Origin of the sequence: Xanthomonas sp. NCPPB 1068, assembly GCF_041479385.2 — a bacterium.
GTDB lineage: Bacteria > Pseudomonadota > Gammaproteobacteria > Xanthomonadales > Xanthomonadaceae > Xanthomonas > Xanthomonas cannabis.
In genome coordinates, this window is the sequence record NZ_CM192986.1 from 2,756,112 (window position 1) to 2,774,338 (window position 18,227).

Consider the following 18,227-nt stretch of genomic DNA (forward strand, 5'->3'; position numbering starts at 1 on the left):
GACAGTCCCGCGCTGCACCATCCCGGCGCCGCGCCTAGCAGTGAGAACGACTTCAAGCGGCCAATACAGCGTCGCGAGCGGTCATCCGGTGGATGCGAGCAGTGCGCGAAGCCGGCATGCCCGTGGGGCGCAGAACAGCTTTGTGCACCGACTGCGCCCGCCTGACGGTGCGCGCAGCTGTGGTGTTGCAGGTAGTGCGGTGCAGCGAGGTGGTGCGCGGCGGTTGCAGGCATCGGCAGCGCGGCGAGCCGCAAGTGTACGAGCGGTCCCTGCCGTTTTCGAGCAGCGGCCAGCAGCGCCGGCCGGTGCCCGTAGTGCCGACGGCGCGACTCAGCTGGCCGACTTCAACGTGCCCTTGGGCAGCACGTGGCCCACGGCGCTCTTCTGCACGCGGATGCGCACGTTGTCGGCCACCTCGATGCTGATGAAGTTGTCGCCGATGTCGGTGATCACGCCGGCAACGCCGCCGGAGGTGATGACTTCGTCGCCACGTGCCAGCTTCTCCAGCAGCGACTTGTGCTCCTTCTGACGCTTCATCTGCGGGCGGATCATCAGGAAGTACATGACCGCGATCAGGATGATCGGCAGCGCGAAGGTGGACAGGCCACCCATCGGGCCGGCTGCCGGCGCGCCACCGGTGGCTTGCGCCTGGGCGACGGGGATCAGGAAATCGAGCAAATTCATTCAGTGCATCCTAGTTTGGTGCCAGCGCGCCCACGGGCCCACTCGCTATTCAGGTACCGCCAGGGCGGAACAGCCGGGAATTATGCCATGCAGGTTCCAACGCGTCCGCGCCAGGGCGCGGGCGGCAGGGTTCAGCTGGTTTCCCCCGGCAACGGCGGCGTGGTGGCGCCGCGTGCCGCATAGAAGGACCGCCGGAACTGCACAAAGGTTCCCGAGGCGATCGCCGCGCGCATGTCGGCCATCAGCTTTTCGTAGTACCAGAGGTTGTGCAGGGTGCCCAGCATCGGCGCCAGCATCTCGTTGCAGCGGTCCAGATGGCGCAGGTAGGAACGCGTATAGCCGCTGCTGCAGGCGTGGCAGCCGCAGCCCGGCTCGATGGTGTCCAGGTCGCGCTCATACTTGGCGTTACGGATGCGCACGGTACCGAACGAGGTGAAATAGTGGCCGTTGCGCGCATTGCGGGTGGGCATGACGCAGTCGAACATGTCCACGCCGCGGGCCACGCCCTCGACCAGATCCTCGGGCCGGCCCACGCCCATCAGGTAGCGCGGGCGGTCGGCCGGCAGCTGCGGGTGCAGGTGTTCGAGCATGGCATTGCGCTCGTGCTCGGGCTCGCCCACCGCCAGCCCGCCGATTGCGTAGCCATCGAAGCCGATGGCGTGCAGGCCGTCCAGCGAGCGGCTGCGCAGCTCAGGGTGCACCCCGCCCTGCACAATGCCGAACAGCGCCGCATCGTTGCCCAGCCCGTCGTGCGCCTCGCGCGAGCGCTGCGCCCAGCGCAGACTCAGCTCCATCGAGCGCCGCGCCACCTCCTCGGTGGCCGGGTACGGCGTGCACTCGTCGAAGATCATCACGATGTCCGAATCGAGCACCTTCTGAATCTTCATGCTCTCCTCGGGGCCCAGGAACACCCGCGCACCGTCGGTGGGCGAGGAAAACGTCACGCCCTGCTCGGTGATCTTGCGACGATGCGCCAGCGAGAACACCTGGAAACCGCCGGAATCGGTGAGGATCGGCCCGTCCCAGCGCGCAAACCCGTGCAGCCCGCCGTGGTCGCCGATCACATCCAGGCCCGGGCGCAGATACAGGTGGAAGGTATTGCCCAGGATGATCTCCGCCCCCAGCGCGCGGATCTGCTCGGGCAGGATGCCCTTGACCGAGCCGTAGGTGCCCACCGGCATGAATGCCGGCGTTTCCACCGTGCCGCGCGGAAAGGTCAGGCGCCCACGCCGGGCATGGCCGTCGGTGGTCTGGAGCTGGAACTGGAGTCGGGACATTGAGGGGCCGGGAATGGGGAGTCGAGAATCGGGAATGGGAAGAGCGGTTGGCAGGTGGCTGATCGTTTGGCGGGTAGCGCCTTACGATTCCCCATTCCCGACTCCCGATTCCTGACCCCACAGCAACATCGCATCGCCGTACGAAAAGAAGCGATAGCGCTGGGCGATGGCGTGCTGGTAGGCGGCGAAGATGCGCTCGCGGCCGGCGAAGGCGGAGACCATCATCAGCAAGGTGCTTTCGGGCAGGTGGAAATTGGTGACCATCGCATCGACGCTGCGGATGCGGTAGCCGGGCAGGATGAAGATCTGGGTTTCGCCGGCAAATGGCAGCAGTTCGCCATCCGGGGCCGCCTCTGTCTTGCGCCAGGCGCTTTCCAGCGAACGCACGACCGTGGTGCCCACCGCGATGATGCGGCCGCCGCGCTCACGCGTGCGGCGCACCTGCTCCACCAGCGCGGCACCGACGTTGAGCCACTCTTTATGCATCACGTGCTGGTCGAGCGCATCCACGCGCACCGGCTGGAAGGTGCCGGCGCCCACGTGCAAGGTGACGTGGCCGAACTCCACCCCGCGCGCGCGCAGGCGTTCCAGCAGCGCCTCGTCGAAATGCAGGCCGGCGGTGGGTGCGGCGACCGCACCGACTTCGCGCGCGAACACGGTCTGGTAGCGCTCGCGGTCTTCGATGCCCGGCTCGCGGCGGATGTAGGGCGGCAGCGGCAGGCGCCCGGCCTCCAGCAGCCAGTGTTCCAGCGGGGTCGGGATCTCGAAGCGCAGCAGATAGAACTCGCCGTCGCGCCCGAGCACCTCGGCCTGCCCGCCGGCATCCAGCGCGATCAGGCTGCCGGCCTTGGGCGACTTGCTGGCGCCGATCTGCACCCGCGCCTCGCGCTCGCCCAGCAGGCGCTCGATCAGGATCTCCACCCGCCCGCCGCTGGCCTTCTGCCCGAACAACCGCGCCGGGATCACCCGGGTGTCGTTGAAGATCAGCAGGTCGCCGGGCTGCAGCAGCTCGGGCAGATCGCGCACCTGGCGGTCGCTGAAGGCCGTCGGCTCCGGCGGCACTACCAGCAGGCGGCTGGCCGCACGCTCGGCCAGCGGCGCCTGGGCAATCAGCTCGTCGGGCAGGTCGTAATGGAAATCGGACTTCTTCAAGGCGAGGCGGTACAGCGGTTTGGGGGCGCTAGTTTAGCGGGACATGTTGAGGACATCCTTCTCCCATCGGGAGAAGGTGGCGCGCAGCGCCGGATGAGGGTACGGGCGAAGCACTATTGGCGTTCGAGCACACGGGGCTTCGCCCCGTACCCTCACCCCAACCCCCGCTCCGCGCCCCCGCCCGCGCTTGCGGCGCGGGCGCTCCAAGGCACGCGCGCCAGCCGTGCCTTCTCGCCCCGCAGGGAGAGGGGCTTTGCTAGCTCCCGATTCCCCATTCACCGCTCGAACTTCGTCGACAAAATGATCGACGTCGTCGTGCGCTCCACACCATCGATGGCGCCGATGGCGTCGGTGAGCACGTCCATTTCGTTGACGCCGCCCACCACCCCCAGGGCGATCAGGTCGTAGGCGCCGCTGACCGAATGCAGCAGGCGCACCTCAGGGATGTCGCGCAGCGCCTTGACCACGGCCGGCATCTTCTTGGGCAGCACGGTGATCAGGATGTGCGCGCGGATGCGGCCCTGCTCGTAGTCGTCATGGGTGCGCACGGTGTAGCCGCTGATCACGCCGTCGCGTTCGAGCTTTTCGATGCGGCTCTGCACCGTGGTGCGCGAGAGCCCGAGCCGGCGCGCGATCTGCGCGGTGGAGGCACGCGCGTCTTCGCGCAGCAGCGATAACAGGCGTTCGTCGGATGGGGTGATCTTCACAATGCGCATTCGTTTCGTCGAATCGCCGAAAATACCGTACTTCCTGCCCAGATTCACGCTGCCAAACGCCGATCTTCTGCCGATAATAGAAGAACAACGCCACCTTGCAGGAGATGCGCCATGTCCGTCCTCGCCCCGCTCGCCCCGCTGCGTGCCCATGCCGGCCGCCGCCTGACCGATGGCCTGGACGATGCTGCCATCGTGCGCCTGGCCGCCAACCACCCCGACCTGCAACACGCCATCACTGCGGCAGCCGCCGAATACGCGCTGGTGCGCGATGAGGCCGCCGACCTGCTGGACCTGGACGAAGACGCCCAGATCGCCGCGGTGCAGGACGGCTTCATCAACTTCTACGCCGACGATGCGGTGACGCCATACGTGGCGCTGGCCGCACGCGGGCCGTGGGTGGTCACGCTCAAGGGCGCGGTGCTGTACGACGCTGGCGGCTACGGCATGCTCGGCTTCGGCCATACGCCGGCCGCGGTGCTCGAGGCCATGGCGCGCCCGCAGGTGATGGCAAACGTGATGACGCCCAGCCTGGCGCAGCGCCGGCTCGACCGCGCCCTGCGCGCCGAGATCGGCCATACCCGTGGCGGCTGTCCGTTCGCGCGCTTCATGTGTCTCAACTCCGGCTCCGAAGCGGTCGGTCTGGCCGCGCGCATCGTCGATACCAACGCCAAGCTGCACACCGACCCGGGCGCGCGTCACGCTGGTGCCAGCATCAAGCGCGTGGTGGTCAAGGGCAGCTTCCATGGCCGTACCGACCGCCCCGGCCTGTACTCCGATTCCAGCCGCAAGACCTACACCAAGTACCTGGCCAGCTACCGCGACGAAGACTCGGTGATTGCGATTGCGCCCTACGATGTGGCCGCGTTGCAACGCGCCTTCGACGAGGCGGCGCGCAATCACTGGTTCATCGAAGCGGTGTTCCTGGAACCGGTGATGGGCGAAGGCGACCCGGGGCGTGCGCTGCCGGCCGAGTTCTACGCCGCCGCGCGTGCGCTCACCCGCGCGCACGGCAGCCTGCTGCTGGTGGATTCCATCCAGGCCGGCCTACGCGCGCATGGCGTGCTGTCGGTGGTGGACTACCCGGGCTTCGAGCAGCTGGACCCGCCGGATCTGGAAACCTATTCCAAGGCGCTCAACGCCGCGCAATACCCGCTGTCGGTGCTGGCAGTGACCGAGCACGCCGCGCAGGTGTACCGCAAGGGCACATACGGCAACACCATGACCACCAACCCGCGTGCGCTGGACGTGGCCTGCGCCACGCTGGCCTTGTTCACCCCGCAGGTGCGCGACAACATCCGCACCCGCGGCGCGCAGGCGATTGCCAAGCTGCAGGCCCTGCAATCGGAACTGGGCGGCCTGATCACCAAGGTCCAGGGCACCGGCTTGCTGTTCTCGTGTGAGCTGGCGCCGCAGTTCAAGTGTTACGGCGCAGGCTCCACCGAAGAGTGGTTGCGCCACCGCGGCGTCAACGTGATCCACGGCGGCGAGAATTCGCTGCGCTTCACCCCGCATTTTGCCATGGACGAAGAAGAACTGGACCTGCTGGTCGGCCTGATCGCGCGGGCATTGAAGGAAGGCCCGCGCCAGACCCAGGCCGAGGCCGCCTGATCCGGGCGGGTGCGCATCGGCTGCAGCGCAGTCGATGCGTGCGTGGTGGTAACGCGCCTGCCCCGCCCGGTGGGTGTGACGCGGGGTGAAGCGCTTGCTTTGGGTGACCAGCTGATTGCGATCATGCTGGCCGCGGCAGTCGGGGCAGTGCAGCCCGATCGGCCGTCACGCATCGCAGCGTGATGGCAAGCTGCGCTGCGAAGTACATGACGTCCGCATCCTTTCGCGTGACTGAATGCCACAGCGCCAGACCCAAGGCGTCACCTGTCGGCTGCTGCTCAGATCGGCACGGCACTCAACTTGCGCCGCAGATAATTGGTCACCGCGCGCCGTGGCGATTTTCCCCGCCACGATGCCCAGCACAGGTGCGAGCCCACCGCGGCCTTGCCACCACGATGACCCAAACCGAACCAGGTGCGGTCCGGGTGGAACGCATCGCGCGGCGGAAACACGATGCCCGCAAACTGTGCAGCGTGCGCGTTGTAGAAACGCGTCAACCCGCGCGGCCCGGAAATCATCGGAATCTGACGGTGGTCCTCCAGCGTTTCCGGCGCATGCACGTTGAAGATGTGCTCGATGAACGCGCGCCAGAACGGATGACCCATTTCGGAGCCGAACACGGCATTGCCGATCTTGAAGTCGTCGTGGCCCGGAGCGCCTTCTTCGATCGGCAACACGCACTGCTGCGACAGCACGTCCTCACCCAGCGGACGCAACAGTTTGTAATCGGTATCGAAGTAAAACCCGCCATGCGCATGCATATAGGCACAGCGCGCAATATCCGCCTTCATCACGCCGAAGCGGATGCGCTCGTAACGCTCGGCAAACTCCGGGAATGCACGCCGCATCAGCTCCGAATTATCGGCATCGTCCCAGAGGTGACACGTCCATCCAGGCAGCAGGCGCTGCAAACGGTCGCAAATCCTGCGCTCCTCCCACAGCAGCTGCTTGGTCGGTGCGGTCAGGTGAAAGAGCTGGGGAATCATGGGCACGGCTCGGTGGGGCTGGGGGGAACCGGACCCTGCGCCGTGGCACCGCATTGCAGGGCGTCACGGACACGAGTCCGGCACACCCAACGTAGCCGCATTATCAATGTGACGTAATTCGCATTTTTTGATAGGACGCCCGCGGGTTATTCGAAGAATCTATACGCGCGCGAAGTTTCCTCACACCGCCCTCATTTACCACGACGATTCGCCTGAATAATCGTCGCGTTGTCATATTTACTTCACTCCCAACACCGATCCGCCCGCCCTTTCAACGTCGCCTCGCGCGGACACGTGCGTGGGGCGATACGTCCCTGCGCATGCTCGATCAACCGCTTTGCACCCTGTGCATCGCGTTGCAATTCGAATGCGTCGTACAAGCGGCCCGTGGCGGTGCGCGATTCATACACCAGGTGCTGCCTGTCCAGTCGAAGCACCTGATACAACTGGGTGTCTTCACCCACCGGCCGCATGGACTTGCGCGCCATGTCCGAGAGGCGGTACTGCTTGGGCCCGGCCACCGACACCACGAATACCGGCGTTGCCTGCCCCGGCTGGTCGCCGCGCCGGCCATAGGTGTGGTCATGGCCTTGCAGTACCAGATCCACCTTGTGCCGGCGAATCACCGGCAAGACCTGCTCCACCAGTTTTTCGTTCTCGCGATCGGCACGTGGCGAGAAGAACGGCTGATGGATGAGCACGATCGACCATGGATGCGGGTTGTCGGCCAATACCTTGTCCAGCCACTGCGCCTGCGCCGGGCCGGTGCCCAGATCCAGCACCGAGGTGCCATCGAGCACGGCAATGCGCACGCCCTGATAATCGAACCAGTAGCTGGTGCGCGCGGTGGCCGAGGGCCCGTTGCGCGGCAATGCGAAGGTCACCGGCCAATGGTTGCCCAGGGTGCGAGTCGCCTGCGGAGACTCGTCGCCTTCCTCGTGATACTCGTGGTTGCCCGGCGCCGGCGCCACCGCCGTGCCTTCGAGCAGCCAGCGCCCGGCTTCGAACCATTCCGCCCACTCGTTGTCGTCCTGGCCGTCCTTGCCGCTGACCAGATCGCCGGCGAACAACGCAAGCCGCGCCTCCGGCGCCGAGCGCCATGCCTGGCGGATCACCCGCGAGACCAGGCTGAGGTTCTTGTTCTGAGTATCACCGAAATACAGCAGCGTCAGCGGGGCGTCCGGCGTGGCAGCGGTACGGAACTGATTCCAGGCACCCCAGGTGTCGTGGCCCTGCACACGGTAGGCATACAGCGTGTCCGGCGTGAGCCCGGCGATCTCGGCCCGGTGATGGTGCGAGCTGCCATTTTCGCTGGCCAGCGTCGCCGTGGTGGCACGGATGCGCCGCGGCGTGCCCAGGTCGGGCGAATCGCCGGCAACCACCAGTTCCAGCCAGGGCTGGCTGACGCTGGCATCGGTGCGCCAGGCCACCGCAAACCCGGTGGCCGCATCCTGCGCCGGCGTGGCGACGATGCGGTCGGGAAAGCCGTCGGCCACATAGTGGGTGGAGCCGGCCGGCACCTGCGTGTTTGGCTCGGCAGCGCGCTCGGCCGCACATACCTGGCCAGCGGCCAGCGCAAGCACCGACACCACCACGGACAGCACCCTGCGTGGAGCGTTCATGGCGCGCAGTCCTTCAGCCGCAAGGTGCGCGCGATGTCGCGCCAATCGAAGGCCGCCACCGCCTGGTCGTCGTGCAGCGCGTAGAACACGCCACCGGGAAAGCGCGCGTCGCCACGTTGGTCCAGCCACACACCGTCGGTGTTGGCAGTCACCCGGCCGGCGAAGGCGCCCACGTGCGCCAGCGTCTTGCGGTCGAACACCTGGAATACGCTGCGGTCCTTGAACTGATCGGTGGCGATCCAGTAACCGCTGCCGTCGGCGCATTGCAGCAAGGTCAGGCCTTCGGCCTGCGCCTTGAACAGCCCGGTGCCGACATTGCGCCCGCGGTAGCGCCCGTCCATGCCGTATTCGCGCAATTGGGTGCCGACGGCCACGTCCTCTTCGGCAATCATCAGCCGCGCATTGGCCTCGTCGCCGAAGACCGACTCGGCAATACGGATGGCACCGGCCTCGGTGGTATCGCCAAAGCTCTGCGTCAGCCGCGCCTGCCAGCCCTGCCCTGCTGCGTTCAGCTGATAGCGCCGGAAACGCTGGCCCAGCTCGGCCAGCGGCGGCGGCTGGTCCTTGTTGGCCGGCGACATGTAGTTGTCGCTGACCACCACCTCGTAGCCGCCGTCGTGCTTGCGCACCCACAGCCCATAGGGCTCGCGCAGCGCATCCTGGCCGAACGCGGTCAGCGGCCTGAAATCCGGCAGCGAAAACACCTGCACGCGGCGGTTGTCGCGCTCCACCACGAACACCAGGTCATCCACCACCGAAATACCGTTGGGGCGATCCAGCTTGCCCAGCGCCTTGCCCTTGCCGCCCACCACCCGTAGCCGCTTGCCGCTGTCGCCGTCGAACACCACCAAGGCATGCGTGGCCTTGGCCGTGGCGATCACCCAGCGGCTGCCATCGGGGGCGCGCCAGCTGGCCGGCGAATCCAGGTTATCGGTGGGCGTGAGCGCGGTGATGAAGGCTTCGGGTACCACGTCGTGCGCCACCTTCGCTTCGCTGAGCGTGGGATCCTGCAGCAATGCTTCGTCGGCTTCGCGGTCGACGGCGTGGGTTGCACAGCCGACCAGCGCCATCGCGCCTGCCAGCACGGTGCCCTGCAACAACACGGCGGCCCGCATCACAGTGCCACCTTCAGGCCGAGCGCATAGGTCCGGCCATATTCTTCGTTTTGCAGGGTGCGCGAGCGCACGCCCTGGTACAGCTCCAGCGGTTCGTCCAGCAGGTTCTGCGCTTCCAGGTACAGGCTGACGTGGCTGTTGAACTGATAACTCATGCTGACATCCAGCTGGGTATGCGGGGCGACGTAGATATCGTACGCACGACGCTGTCCGATGGTGTCCAGGTACTCGCTGCGGTACACCGCTGCCACGCGTGCACTGAAGCCGTACTTTTCGTAACCCAGATGGCCGCTGTAGATGCGCTTGGACGAGCGCGGCAACATGAAGTCCTCGCCGGCGCGATCGCTCAGGCCCGGGTCGAAATCGCTGTCCAGCGCGGTGGCGCTGGCGCCGAGCAGCAGGCCGTTCCAGCCTTCGGGCAGGAAGTCCAGGCTCTGCTGCCAATTGAATTCGGCACCGCGCACCTTGGCGGTGTCGCCATTGATCGCGCGCGTCACCTGCAGGCCGGGGAATTGCGCATCGGTGGTGCTGATGGTCTGCACGATGTAGTCGTCGATCGACTTGTCGAACACGCCCAGCGACACCAGGCCGGTGCTGCCGATGTACTTCTCGAACGACAGGTCCAGGTTGGTGGAGCGGTACGGGTTGAGATCGGGGTTGCCGATGTTCACCTCGTTGTCGCCGCGATTGATGCTCACCCGTGGCGACACATCGCCGAACGAAGGCCGCGACAGGGTCTTGTTGGCCGCAAAGCGCAGCACCCAGTCGTTGCCGCTGTCGTAGCGCAGGTGCAGGCCCGGCAGCACGTTGGTGTAGCTGCTGGACGCTTCGCGCGGGGTCACTGTGGCGGTGCGGCCGTCTTCGGCCACGTCCACCTGGTTGCCGGTGGCGTTGAACTGGGTGTTTTCCACGCGCACGCCGGCAATCATGCGCAACGCGCCGATGTCCCAGGTTCCCATCGCGTAGGTGGCGAACACGTCTTCGGTGGCGGTGTAGTCGTCCTGCAACGATAGCTGCTGGTTGGCGCCGACATCCTGCGGGCGGGCGCTGTAGAGATTGCCCGACGCGCGCCAGTAGCGGCGCATGCCGTCCGACCCGATGCTCTGGCCCAGGGTGCCGCCGCGATGCTCCGGCGGCGCCGTGGTCCAGCTGCTCGGATCGATGGCCGGGCCGCGACGCAGCTCGCGTTCGTCCACGTTGACATCGCGCTCGCGCCAGCGGCCAAGCACGCCCATCTTCAGGCTGGAATGTTCACCGTCGAAGCGCACATTGAGTTGCGCGCTGTGCTCGCTATCGTCCACCGTCTTGGGTGCGAGCACGAAACGATCGAACACGAACTCCTGGTTGCTCTGCCAGCCGTTATCCGAAAACCCCAGGCGCGGGATGCCGCTGCGCTGGTCCACCGTGGCCGAGAGGTCGTCGCCGTCGTAATCGAAGTAGGCCTCCATCTCGTCGTTCACCCGCTCGGTGGTCTTGGTGTAGCCGGCCTTGTAATCGATGGTGGCGCTGCTCAGGCGGTTCTCGCCACCGACGCTGATGGCGGTGTTGTCTTCCTTCTTGGTGCGGTAGCGCACGCGCTTGGAGATGCTGTCGGCCGGCAGATCGGCCACGTTGTAGGTGCCATCGCCATTGGCGCTCACCTGGCCGTCGGCAAGGCCGAAGATGGTGCGCTGGCGCGTTTCGGCATCGTCGAAACGGCTGTACAGCGAGCGCAGGTAGTAGCGGTTGTCCGCATCCGGGCGCCAGTCCAGATTGAGGTTGGCGCCCATGCGGGTCCGCTCGATGAAGTATTTGCGGCGCTGCACCTGGCCAGCGAACAGATCGTCGGCGGCGCCACCTTCGAAGCTGTCGTAGGCCACTTCGGTATTGTCCGATTCGAACTCGCGGTCCTGGTAGTTCACCCCCACCGCCACGCCGAAGGTGCCGCCGACAATATCGCTGTAGTTGAACGCGCCCTTGGGGCTGGTCTTGCCGGACAGCGACTGATGGCTGCCCTCGATCGAGCCGCGCAGCGTGCGCCCATCGCGGTCGAAGGCGGAGGTGGATTCGACCTGGATGGCGCCACCGATCGAATCGCCCGGCATGTCCGGGGTCGGCGACTTCACCACCTTCAGGCGCTCGGTGGAATCGGAGGGGATCACGTCCAGCGGCGTGGAACGCGTGCCGTCTTCGGGCGTGCCCATGTTCATGCCGTCGATGGTCACGCTGTTGAGCGCCGAATCCAGGCCGCGGATGACCACAAAACGCCCTTCGCCCTGGTCGCGGGTGACGCTGACACCGGGCAGGCGCTGCAAGGATTCTGCAACATTCTTGTCGGGGTAACGCCCCAGCGCATCGGAGGCGACGGCGTCCTGGATGGCATCGGAGGCGCGCTTGAGGTCGACCGCGCGCTCCTGCGCTTCCTGTTGCGGGCGCACTTCCAGGCGTTCCAGATCGATGGCGGCTGCACCGCTGGCGGCGCCGCCGGCGGCAACAGGCTCTGCCGCATGTGCCTGCGGGCCCCAGCCGGCGCTCGCCAGCGTCAGCGTGATCGCCAGACAGAGCGGAGTCTTGTTCGACACGAGTGCTTCCCCAATCGGTTAAGAATGGGTGTGCACACTATGTCCGCGACGTTTCACCGACATGACATGTGCAAGCGCGATCACATGCGCACTGTGGCGACGCCCCGGCTGGCTGCGGCACACTGTGCCTCTTTCCTGCCTGTCGCCGCCCATGAAAATCGTCGAAGTCCGCCATCCCCTCGTCCAGCACAAAATCGGCCTGTTGCGCGATGCCGCCCTGAGCACCAAGGGCTTTCGCGAACTGGTCACCGAGCTGGGCACCCTGCTCGCCTACGAGGCCACGGCGAACCTGGACACCGAATCGCATGTGCAACAGGGCTGGGCCGGCCCGGTGAGCGTGCAGCGCATCGCCGGGGCCAAGATCACCCTGGTGCCGATCCTGCGTGCGGGCCTGGGCATGCTGCCCGGTGTGCTGGCCCTGATCCCGGCCGCACGCGTCAGCGTGGTCGGCCTGCAGCGCGACGAAGAAACCCTGCAGCCGGTGCCCTACTTCGAACGCCTCACCGGCCGCCTGGAAGAACGCGAGGCGCTGATCCTGGACCCGATGCTGGCCACCGGCGGCACTCTGATCGCCACCATCGACATGCTCAAGCGCGCCGGCGCCCGCCGCATCAAGGGCATCTTCCTGGTCGCTGCACCGGAAGGCCTGAAGGCCCTGGAAGCAGCGCATCCGGACGTGGAGGTCTACACCGCCGCCATCGACGACCACCTCAACGAAAAGGGTTACATCCTGCCCGGCCTGGGCGATGCGGGCGACCGGATCTTTGGCACGCGGGTGGAATAAACGGCGCTGGCTTGAAGCCCCTCTCCCCGGGAGAGCCCCTCTCCCCTCGGGACGGGAAGGCAGCGCTTGCGCGCGATGGCGCGCGTGCCTTGGAGTGCCCGCGCCGCAAGCGGGGGTTGGGGGGCGCAGCGGGGGCTGGGGTGAGGGTACCGGGCGAAGCAGGCGGCGCGTCACCGGTGAAGGCGCGTGGCGACGCGTTTGTCATTGCAGGCACTGGCAACTCATTGAGGCGCACCCTCATCCGGCGCTACGCGCCACCTTCGCCTGACGCGAGAAGGGAAGCCTCCCTGAATTACAGCGGCTTAGCCCCTCTCCCCTCGGGAGAGAGGTTGGGGTGAGGGTACGGTGCGTCAGTGTTCCTGCCGACGCCGTACCCTCATCCGGCGCTATGCGCCAGCTTCTCCCGAGGGGAGAAGGAATAGCTCAGCGTGCGATCGCTACGATGGTGCCGGCACCGCGTTGAACAACGCACGCCCTAACGCGTCGATGCCTCAATCGCCGCGCTCACATACACCAGCGGCGCGTTCCAGTTGATGGCCACCTCGTTGGTCGCGTAACTGCAGGTGTCATCCAGATACGACAGCGCCGGCAACGTGGACGGATAGGCCACCTTGCAGTCCTTGGCGTCCTGATGGCCCGGCTGCGGGCCCCCGGCCAGCCAGCCCGGTACCGGCGCGGCGATGCCGTCCGCTTCGGAGGGGCGATGGTGGATATGCATCGGCGTGCGCTGCCCGACCCCGGTAACGAACGATAGGCCCAGCGGATTGCGGCCCAGGATGTAATCCAGGTGCGACTGCGCGGCATCCAGATACGTGCGCTGCCGGGTCAGGCGATAGCCTTGCAACAACATCATCGCGCGGTTGAGCACCGCGGCATTGCTGCCCCAGACGAAATCCTTGTCGTTCATCGCCAGCCGCCATGGCGATGCCTGCCACGCATCGGCCAGCTGCTGCGCCAGGCCGGTGATTTCGCGCGTGATGCGGGCACGGTCGGCATGCGGGGTCAGCGTGTCGCGGTGCGCGGCCAGCGACATCCAGGCCAGTCCGCCGACGCTGCCCCAATTCGGCACGCTGGCCGGCACGTTGCGCGCCAGCATCGCATCGTAGAACTTGTCCTCGCCGGTGGTCACGTACAGCTCCGCTGCTGCCCAGGCAAATTCGTCGTCCACCTGCGCGTCGTCGTAGCCGCCGGTGCGCACATCGTCGGGCTGGCGATAGATCACATCCGGATGCTGTTGCGCCCACGTCCACGCGGCCCGCGCGGCCTTCAACATGCGTGCCGACATGCCCGGATACTGTTTGTCGAAGGGTGCATACACCCGGCTGGCCGCGGCCATCACCGCGGCAAAGTCCAGCGTGGCGGCAGTGGCCTTCATCACCACATAGCGTTGCTGTTTGGCTTGGTCCGGCATCACCAACCCGTCGAACTGCTTGTCGGTGAGCTTGTGGTAGACGCCGCCATCGGCCGGGTCCTGCATGGCCAGCATCCATTCCAGGTTCCACCAGGTCTCCTGCAGGATGCCCGGCACGCCGTGCGCGTCGTCGGGAATGGTCAGGGGCTTGGCCTTGAACAGCGCCGGATAGTGTTCGTAGGCTGCCAGCAAGGTGTAGGTGCTGATGCCGGAATTGACGATGTACTTGTTGTAGTCGCCGGCGTCGTACCAGCCCTTGGGCGCACTGATCACGCTGTCGGCCGGGCGCGTGGCCGAGGCCGCCGTTGGATGGATACGCACCTGCGTATCCGGATGCCCGGCCGCACGCGCATAGCGCCCGGCAAACTGCGCCGGCAGCGCGGTACTGGCGCGGTTGAAATAGAACGCCTTCAGCGACGCGTCGACCACCGGCTGGTAGGCATGCGCGTCGATCGGGAACGGATCCGATGCCGGCAGCCCGTCGACCTTCAACCGGTAGGTGCCGGCCGCACGCAGGCCGGAAAAATCCGCCACCCGCGCCTGCTGCCCGGCTGGCGTCCATAGCGCTGGCGGTTGCAAGGTGCCTTGCAGCACCTTGCGGCCCTGCGCATCTTCCAGCGCGAAATGGTCCGCTTTCAGCACCTCGCCCTGCGCTAGCCCGACCACCGCCAGCTTGGTCGAGCCCGGCAAGTACCCAAGCTGATTGACGTGGATCGCGCCTGCCGAACGGGGCGCGCTGAGTTCGGCGGCGCAGGCACCCAGGGGAAGCAGCAGCGCGGTGACAGACAACAGGATGACAGGAGTTTTCATGCGCCCATGGTGGCCGCACCCTAGCGCCGCTACAAGCCCAGATCGCCGCAACGCGCCGAGTCGTGTACTGATGGCACCTCTGGAGTCGTTCGAAGATTGCACATTGCCGCCAACCGCGTCGCATTGTTCCGGCGATCAAACCTGGTCCAACGCTCCCGCTGCTCACATCCTGGCTTGCACGGGAAAACCAACCTGACTCCTAGTCGGAACGCCCGTGATTTACATGGTTTACGCCAATTCTCCTCATCACAGGCCGGCTAACGTGGCATGGCGCTCCACGCTGTGTCGTCCCTATCGCAGCGACAGGCGCATCCCCATCATCACCAGGAGACATCCGATGAACATCATCGATAGCGACAACAAACCCATCGCACCCGGCACCCTGAGCCCCGAACAGCACCAGGCCAAACAACGCGGAATGCCGCGCTGGAAACCCTTCCTGGGGGGCAATACAAATCCGGACATCTACGTGCTGGAAGGCAAGCTAGTCGTACGCCTGCTTGACGCCTCCGTGCAGAGCAAGAAGAGCAACCCCGATTACAGTGACTACACCGTCTATGAAGCCAAGGGCCACTATTACGGGCTGTTGGAATGACCCGCGATGGGCCACGATGGGCCACGATGCAAAACGATCGCAGCCAGGCAGCAGGCACCGGCCTGCCACCTGGCTGCGCATCATTACGGACTGGCTTGCGAGCCGACGTTCGCTTCCAGCTGCACCTGCGCCTTGCCCACCGGATTACGCGGGTCACTGCCGCCACTGAGCACGTTGCGGCGCTTGTCCCATTCCACGGTCTGCAGGTTGCCCCACACGTGGCTGGAGCCGCGGCCGCCCTCGGCGCTGTCGCCTGGCAGTTTGAGGGCGTGGCCCATCGCTTCCAGGCCCTTGGCGGTCTGCGGCGAGAAGGCATCGGTTTCGGCGTCGATGACGTCCGGCAGCCACTGGTGGTGATATCGCGGTAGCGCGCTCACTGCCTGTGCATCCAGGTCTGCGTCGTAACCGAGGATGCCGAGCAGCACCATGGTGATGATGCGGCTGCCGCCCGGCGTGCCCAGCACGATGGCCTTGTCGGCGGACTCCATGAACGTGGGCGTCATCGAGCTGAGCATGCGCTTGCCCGGCTTGGGCGCGTTGGCCGCATAGCCCATCACGCCGAAGGCATTCGGGGTGCCCGGCTTGAGCGCGAAGTCGTCCATTTCGTTGTTGAGCAGCACGCCGGTGCCCTTGGGGATCAGGCCCGAGCCGTACAGCAGGTTCACCGTCTGGGTGGCGCCCACGCGATTGCCTTCGCCATCGATGATCGAAAAGTGCGTGGTCTCGTCGTCTTCAAGCGGCGTGGGGTTGCCCGACAGCAGATCGCTGGGCGTGGCCTTGTCCGGATTGATCGTGGCGCGCAGGCCTTGCGCGTAGTCCTTGCTGGTCAGCACGCGCTGCGGCACATCCACAAAGTCCGGGTCGCCCAGGAAGAAGGTACGGTCGCGGTAGGCGCGACGCATCGACTCCACCACCAGATGGGTGCGGTGCACGTCATCGAGTTTATTCACGTCCCAGCCTTCCAGAATCTGCAGCATGGCCGCCAGCGCGATACCACCGGAGGACGGCGGCGGTGCGGTGGTGATCTTCCAGCCGCGGTAATCGAACTGGATCGGCGTGCGCTCCTTGACCCGATACCCGGCGAGCTCGGCGGCCTTCCACTGACCACCGGCCTGCTTCACGCCGGCCAGCAGCTTCTTGGCGGTCTCGCCCTTGTAGAAGCCGTCGAAGCCCTTGTCGCCGATCAGCTGCAGCGTATGCGCCAGCTCCGGCTGCTTGAAGATCTCGCCTTCGGCAATGGGTTTGCCGCCGCGCAGATACACCTGCCGCGTGCCGGGGTAGCGCTCCATCACTTCGCGCCGCGAGGCATAGCCTTTGGCCATGCGCGCGTACACCGGGAAACCGTCGGTCGCGATGCGGATCGATGGCGCCAGCGACTGCTTCAGCGGCAGCCGGCCGTGCTTGGCAGCCAGCTCCACCAGCGCCGCCGGCAGCCCAGGAATACCGGCCGACCACGCGCCGTTGACCGAGCGGTCACGGTCCAGCTCGCCTTTCTTGTCGAGGAACTGCGCTTCGGTGGCCGACTCGGGCGCGGTTTCGCGCGCGTCCAGCATCACGTCCTTGCCGGTCTTGGCGTCGTGCAGCAGGAAGAAACCACCGCCACCCAGCCCCGAGCTGATCGGCTCGACCACCGCCAGCGTGGACGACACCGCAACCGCGGCATCGAATGCATTGCCGCCCTCGCGCAGGATCTGCAGGCCGGCATCGGTGGCCAGCGCATGGCCGCTGGCGATCGCCGCGCCAGGCGGATGCGCGGCAACCGGTGCGGTGCTGGCCGCTGCCGGCTTGGCGCCGTCGGCAGACCACACAGGCGGTGCCAGCACCAAGGCCAGCAACAACAGGCCGCGCAGGGAGAAACGTGGGGAGAAAGTGCTCACGGGGCGGGAGGCTCCTGTTCGTACAGTTCGGGATGATCGCGCTGCAACTGCATCAGCTTGGCCAGCAATTGATCATGGGTTTCCGGAATGTCCGGATCCGGGTCGATGCATTCGACCGGGCACACCACCACGCATTGCGCTTCGTCGAAATGGCCCACGCACTCGGTGCAGCGTGCCGGGTCGATGACGTAGATGGTCTCGCCCATCGAGATGGCCTGATTCGGGCACGCCGGCTCGCAGACGTCGCAGTTGACGCAGAGCTCGTTGATTTTTAGCGACATATCGACACCACCATGCGATGCGGGGCAGCGCGATTCAACTGCAGGCGCTGGAACGCAACGTACTGCTGCAGGCGGGCGCAGATGGCGCGGATGATGACCACCTGGACAGCGCCTTGTGCGCTGTCGGACACCGGCCTGACACGGCCGGCTCCGGTGACGTGCGGAGTCAGCATGCTGCTGACTCCACACACGGCGGCCGGGTGCGCCCTCCCGCGCATCCGGCCTGGTACGGCATTACTTGGCTTCAACGAAGGTGTATTCCACGCCCTTGGGCTGGACGATGGTCTGCACACGGGCATTTTCGGCAGCGTCGCCGATGAACAGCACGCGCACGCCCTTCATCGAATCCGGCTGCACGTCCTTGAACGCGGCGTCGATCAGGTCGGCCATCTTGGTGGACGCGGACGAACCGAAGGCCAGCATGTTGCCTGGCTGCACGCCACGCGCCAGCGCGGTCTTGACGCTTTCCAGCTGACGCTCGTAGCTGCCGGCGAACTCGGCATCGGACTCCGGCGGCAAGTAGTACAGGAACGGGCTGTTGGTGGTGGCGCCCAGGTTCTGGCCAACCACTTCCTGCAGGTACTTCTTCCAGCCGGCGTTGTCGTCCTTGGCCGGTGCCTTCAGCGGCGCCGGAGCGGCAGCGGCGGTCGGCGCCGGCTCTTCCTTCTTGCAGGCGGTGACCGCCAGTGCGGCGATCGAAGCGAGCGCCAGAGCGCGCATGGTGTGTTTCATGAAACTCCTCCCTTTG

The 18,227-nt window shown here is 66.2% G+C and carries 16 protein-coding genes; 3 read left to right on the plus strand and 13 right to left on the minus strand.

The genetic code is table 11. The features are described 5' to 3' along the window. Positions 1 to 330: 330 nt before the first annotated feature. The 4 genes from yajC to ACCQ12_RS11745 all read right to left on the minus strand — a co-directional run bounded on the left by yajC (position 331) and on the right by ACCQ12_RS11745 (position 3,820). The gene (gene yajC, locus ACCQ12_RS11730) at positions 331 to 684 is read right to left on the minus strand and encodes a preprotein translocase subunit YajC (RefSeq protein WP_047695024.1); all 354 of its coding nucleotides are present in this window, start codon (positions 682 to 684) and stop codon (positions 331 to 333) included. Positions 685 to 815: 131 nt separating this feature from the next. Beyond that, positions 816 to 1,961, minus strand: coding sequence for a tRNA guanosine(34) transglycosylase Tgt (gene tgt, locus ACCQ12_RS11735; RefSeq protein WP_372381777.1), 1,146 nt, complete (start codon positions 1,959 to 1,961; stop codon positions 816 to 818). Between the two features lie 81 nt (positions 1,962 to 2,042). Continuing rightward, positions 2,043 to 3,113: a tRNA preQ1(34) S-adenosylmethionine ribosyltransferase-isomerase QueA gene (gene queA, locus ACCQ12_RS11740; RefSeq protein WP_372381778.1), complete on the minus strand. Its 1,071-nt coding sequence runs from the start codon at positions 3,111 to 3,113 to the stop codon at positions 2,043 to 2,045. A 275-nt stretch (positions 3,114 to 3,388) separates the two neighbouring features. Beyond that, a complete protein-coding gene (locus ACCQ12_RS11745) occupies positions 3,389 to 3,820 on the minus strand; it encodes an Lrp/AsnC family transcriptional regulator (protein WP_011259127.1) in 432 nt (143 codons plus the stop codon). Positions 3,821 to 3,940: 120 nt separating this feature from the next. Here ACCQ12_RS11745 and ACCQ12_RS11750 point away from each other — a divergent pair, with 120 nt between their 5' ends. Beyond that, positions 3,941 to 5,437 (plus strand): aminotransferase class III-fold pyridoxal phosphate-dependent enzyme, encoded by a 1,497-nt coding sequence (locus ACCQ12_RS11750; protein WP_372381779.1) that lies wholly within the window; start codon positions 3,941 to 3,943, stop codon positions 5,435 to 5,437. Between the two features lie 278 nt (positions 5,438 to 5,715). Here the strand turns inward: ACCQ12_RS11750 and ACCQ12_RS11755 are convergent, their stop codons facing one another. The 4 genes from ACCQ12_RS11755 to ACCQ12_RS11770 form a co-directional block, all read right to left on the minus strand. Beyond that, the gene (locus tag ACCQ12_RS11755) at positions 5,716 to 6,423 is read right to left on the minus strand and encodes a glycosyltransferase family 32 protein (protein WP_166745340.1); all 708 of its coding nucleotides are present in this window, start codon (positions 6,421 to 6,423) and stop codon (positions 5,716 to 5,718) included. A gap of 242 nt (positions 6,424 to 6,665) precedes the next feature. Then, positions 6,666 to 8,045 (minus strand): purple acid phosphatase family protein, encoded by a 1,380-nt coding sequence (locus tag ACCQ12_RS11760; protein ID WP_372381780.1) that lies wholly within the window; start codon positions 8,043 to 8,045, stop codon positions 6,666 to 6,668. Next, on the minus strand, positions 8,042 to 9,160 hold the full coding sequence (locus ACCQ12_RS11765; protein WP_372381781.1) for a phytase: 1,119 nt from the start codon (positions 9,158 to 9,160) through the stop codon (positions 8,042 to 8,044). Before ACCQ12_RS11765 ends, ACCQ12_RS11760 begins: the two co-directional genes overlap by 4 nt. Then, on the minus strand, positions 9,160 to 11,721 hold the full coding sequence (locus ACCQ12_RS11770; RefSeq protein WP_372381782.1) for a TonB-dependent receptor: 2,562 nt from the start codon (positions 11,719 to 11,721) through the stop codon (positions 9,160 to 9,162). Before ACCQ12_RS11770 ends, ACCQ12_RS11765 begins: the two co-directional genes overlap by 1 nt. A gap of 151 nt (positions 11,722 to 11,872) precedes the next feature. Between ACCQ12_RS11770 and upp the strand changes: the two genes are divergently transcribed. Then, positions 11,873 to 12,505, plus strand: a complete 633-nt coding sequence (gene upp / locus ACCQ12_RS11775; protein WP_047695014.1) for a uracil phosphoribosyltransferase — start codon at positions 11,873 to 11,875, stop codon at positions 12,503 to 12,505. Between the two features lie 475 nt (positions 12,506 to 12,980). On the opposite strand, the gene ACCQ12_RS11780 is transcribed toward upp, so the two are convergent. Further along, complete coding sequence (locus ACCQ12_RS11780) at positions 12,981 to 14,726, minus strand: glycoside hydrolase family 9 protein (protein WP_372381783.1); 1,746 nt, start codon at positions 14,724 to 14,726, stop codon at positions 12,981 to 12,983. Between the two features lie 337 nt (positions 14,727 to 15,063). Here ACCQ12_RS11780 and ACCQ12_RS11785 point away from each other — a divergent pair, with 337 nt between their 5' ends. Next, the gene (locus tag ACCQ12_RS11785) at positions 15,064 to 15,321 is read left to right on the plus strand and encodes a hypothetical protein (protein WP_166745319.1); all 258 of its coding nucleotides are present in this window, start codon (positions 15,064 to 15,066) and stop codon (positions 15,319 to 15,321) included. An 83-nt stretch (positions 15,322 to 15,404) separates the two neighbouring features. Here the strand turns inward: ACCQ12_RS11785 and ggt are convergent, their stop codons facing one another. The 4 genes from ggt to ACCQ12_RS11805 all read right to left on the minus strand — a co-directional run bounded on the left by ggt (position 15,405) and on the right by ACCQ12_RS11805 (position 18,211). After that, positions 15,405 to 17,198 carry a gamma-glutamyltransferase gene (gene ggt, locus ACCQ12_RS11790; protein ID WP_372381784.1) on the minus strand — a complete coding sequence of 598 codons (1,794 nt, stop codon included), beginning with the start codon at positions 17,196 to 17,198 and terminating at the stop codon, positions 15,405 to 15,407. After that, entirely contained in the window at positions 17,195 to 17,479 is a 285-nt protein-coding gene (locus ACCQ12_RS11795) for a YfhL family 4Fe-4S dicluster ferredoxin (protein WP_029220241.1), read from the minus strand. Before ACCQ12_RS11795 ends, ggt begins: the two co-directional genes overlap by 4 nt. Continuing rightward, positions 17,470 to 17,652 carry a hypothetical protein gene (locus tag ACCQ12_RS11800; RefSeq protein ID WP_372381785.1) on the minus strand — a complete coding sequence of 61 codons (183 nt, stop codon included), beginning with the start codon at positions 17,650 to 17,652 and terminating at the stop codon, positions 17,470 to 17,472. The genes ACCQ12_RS11795 and ACCQ12_RS11800 overlap by 10 nt, the downstream gene beginning before the upstream one ends. Before the next feature lie 61 nt (positions 17,653 to 17,713). After that, complete coding sequence (locus tag ACCQ12_RS11805; RefSeq protein WP_047697971.1) at positions 17,714 to 18,211, minus strand: hypothetical protein; 498 nt, start codon at positions 18,209 to 18,211, stop codon at positions 17,714 to 17,716. Positions 18,212 to 18,227 lie beyond the last annotated feature (16 nt).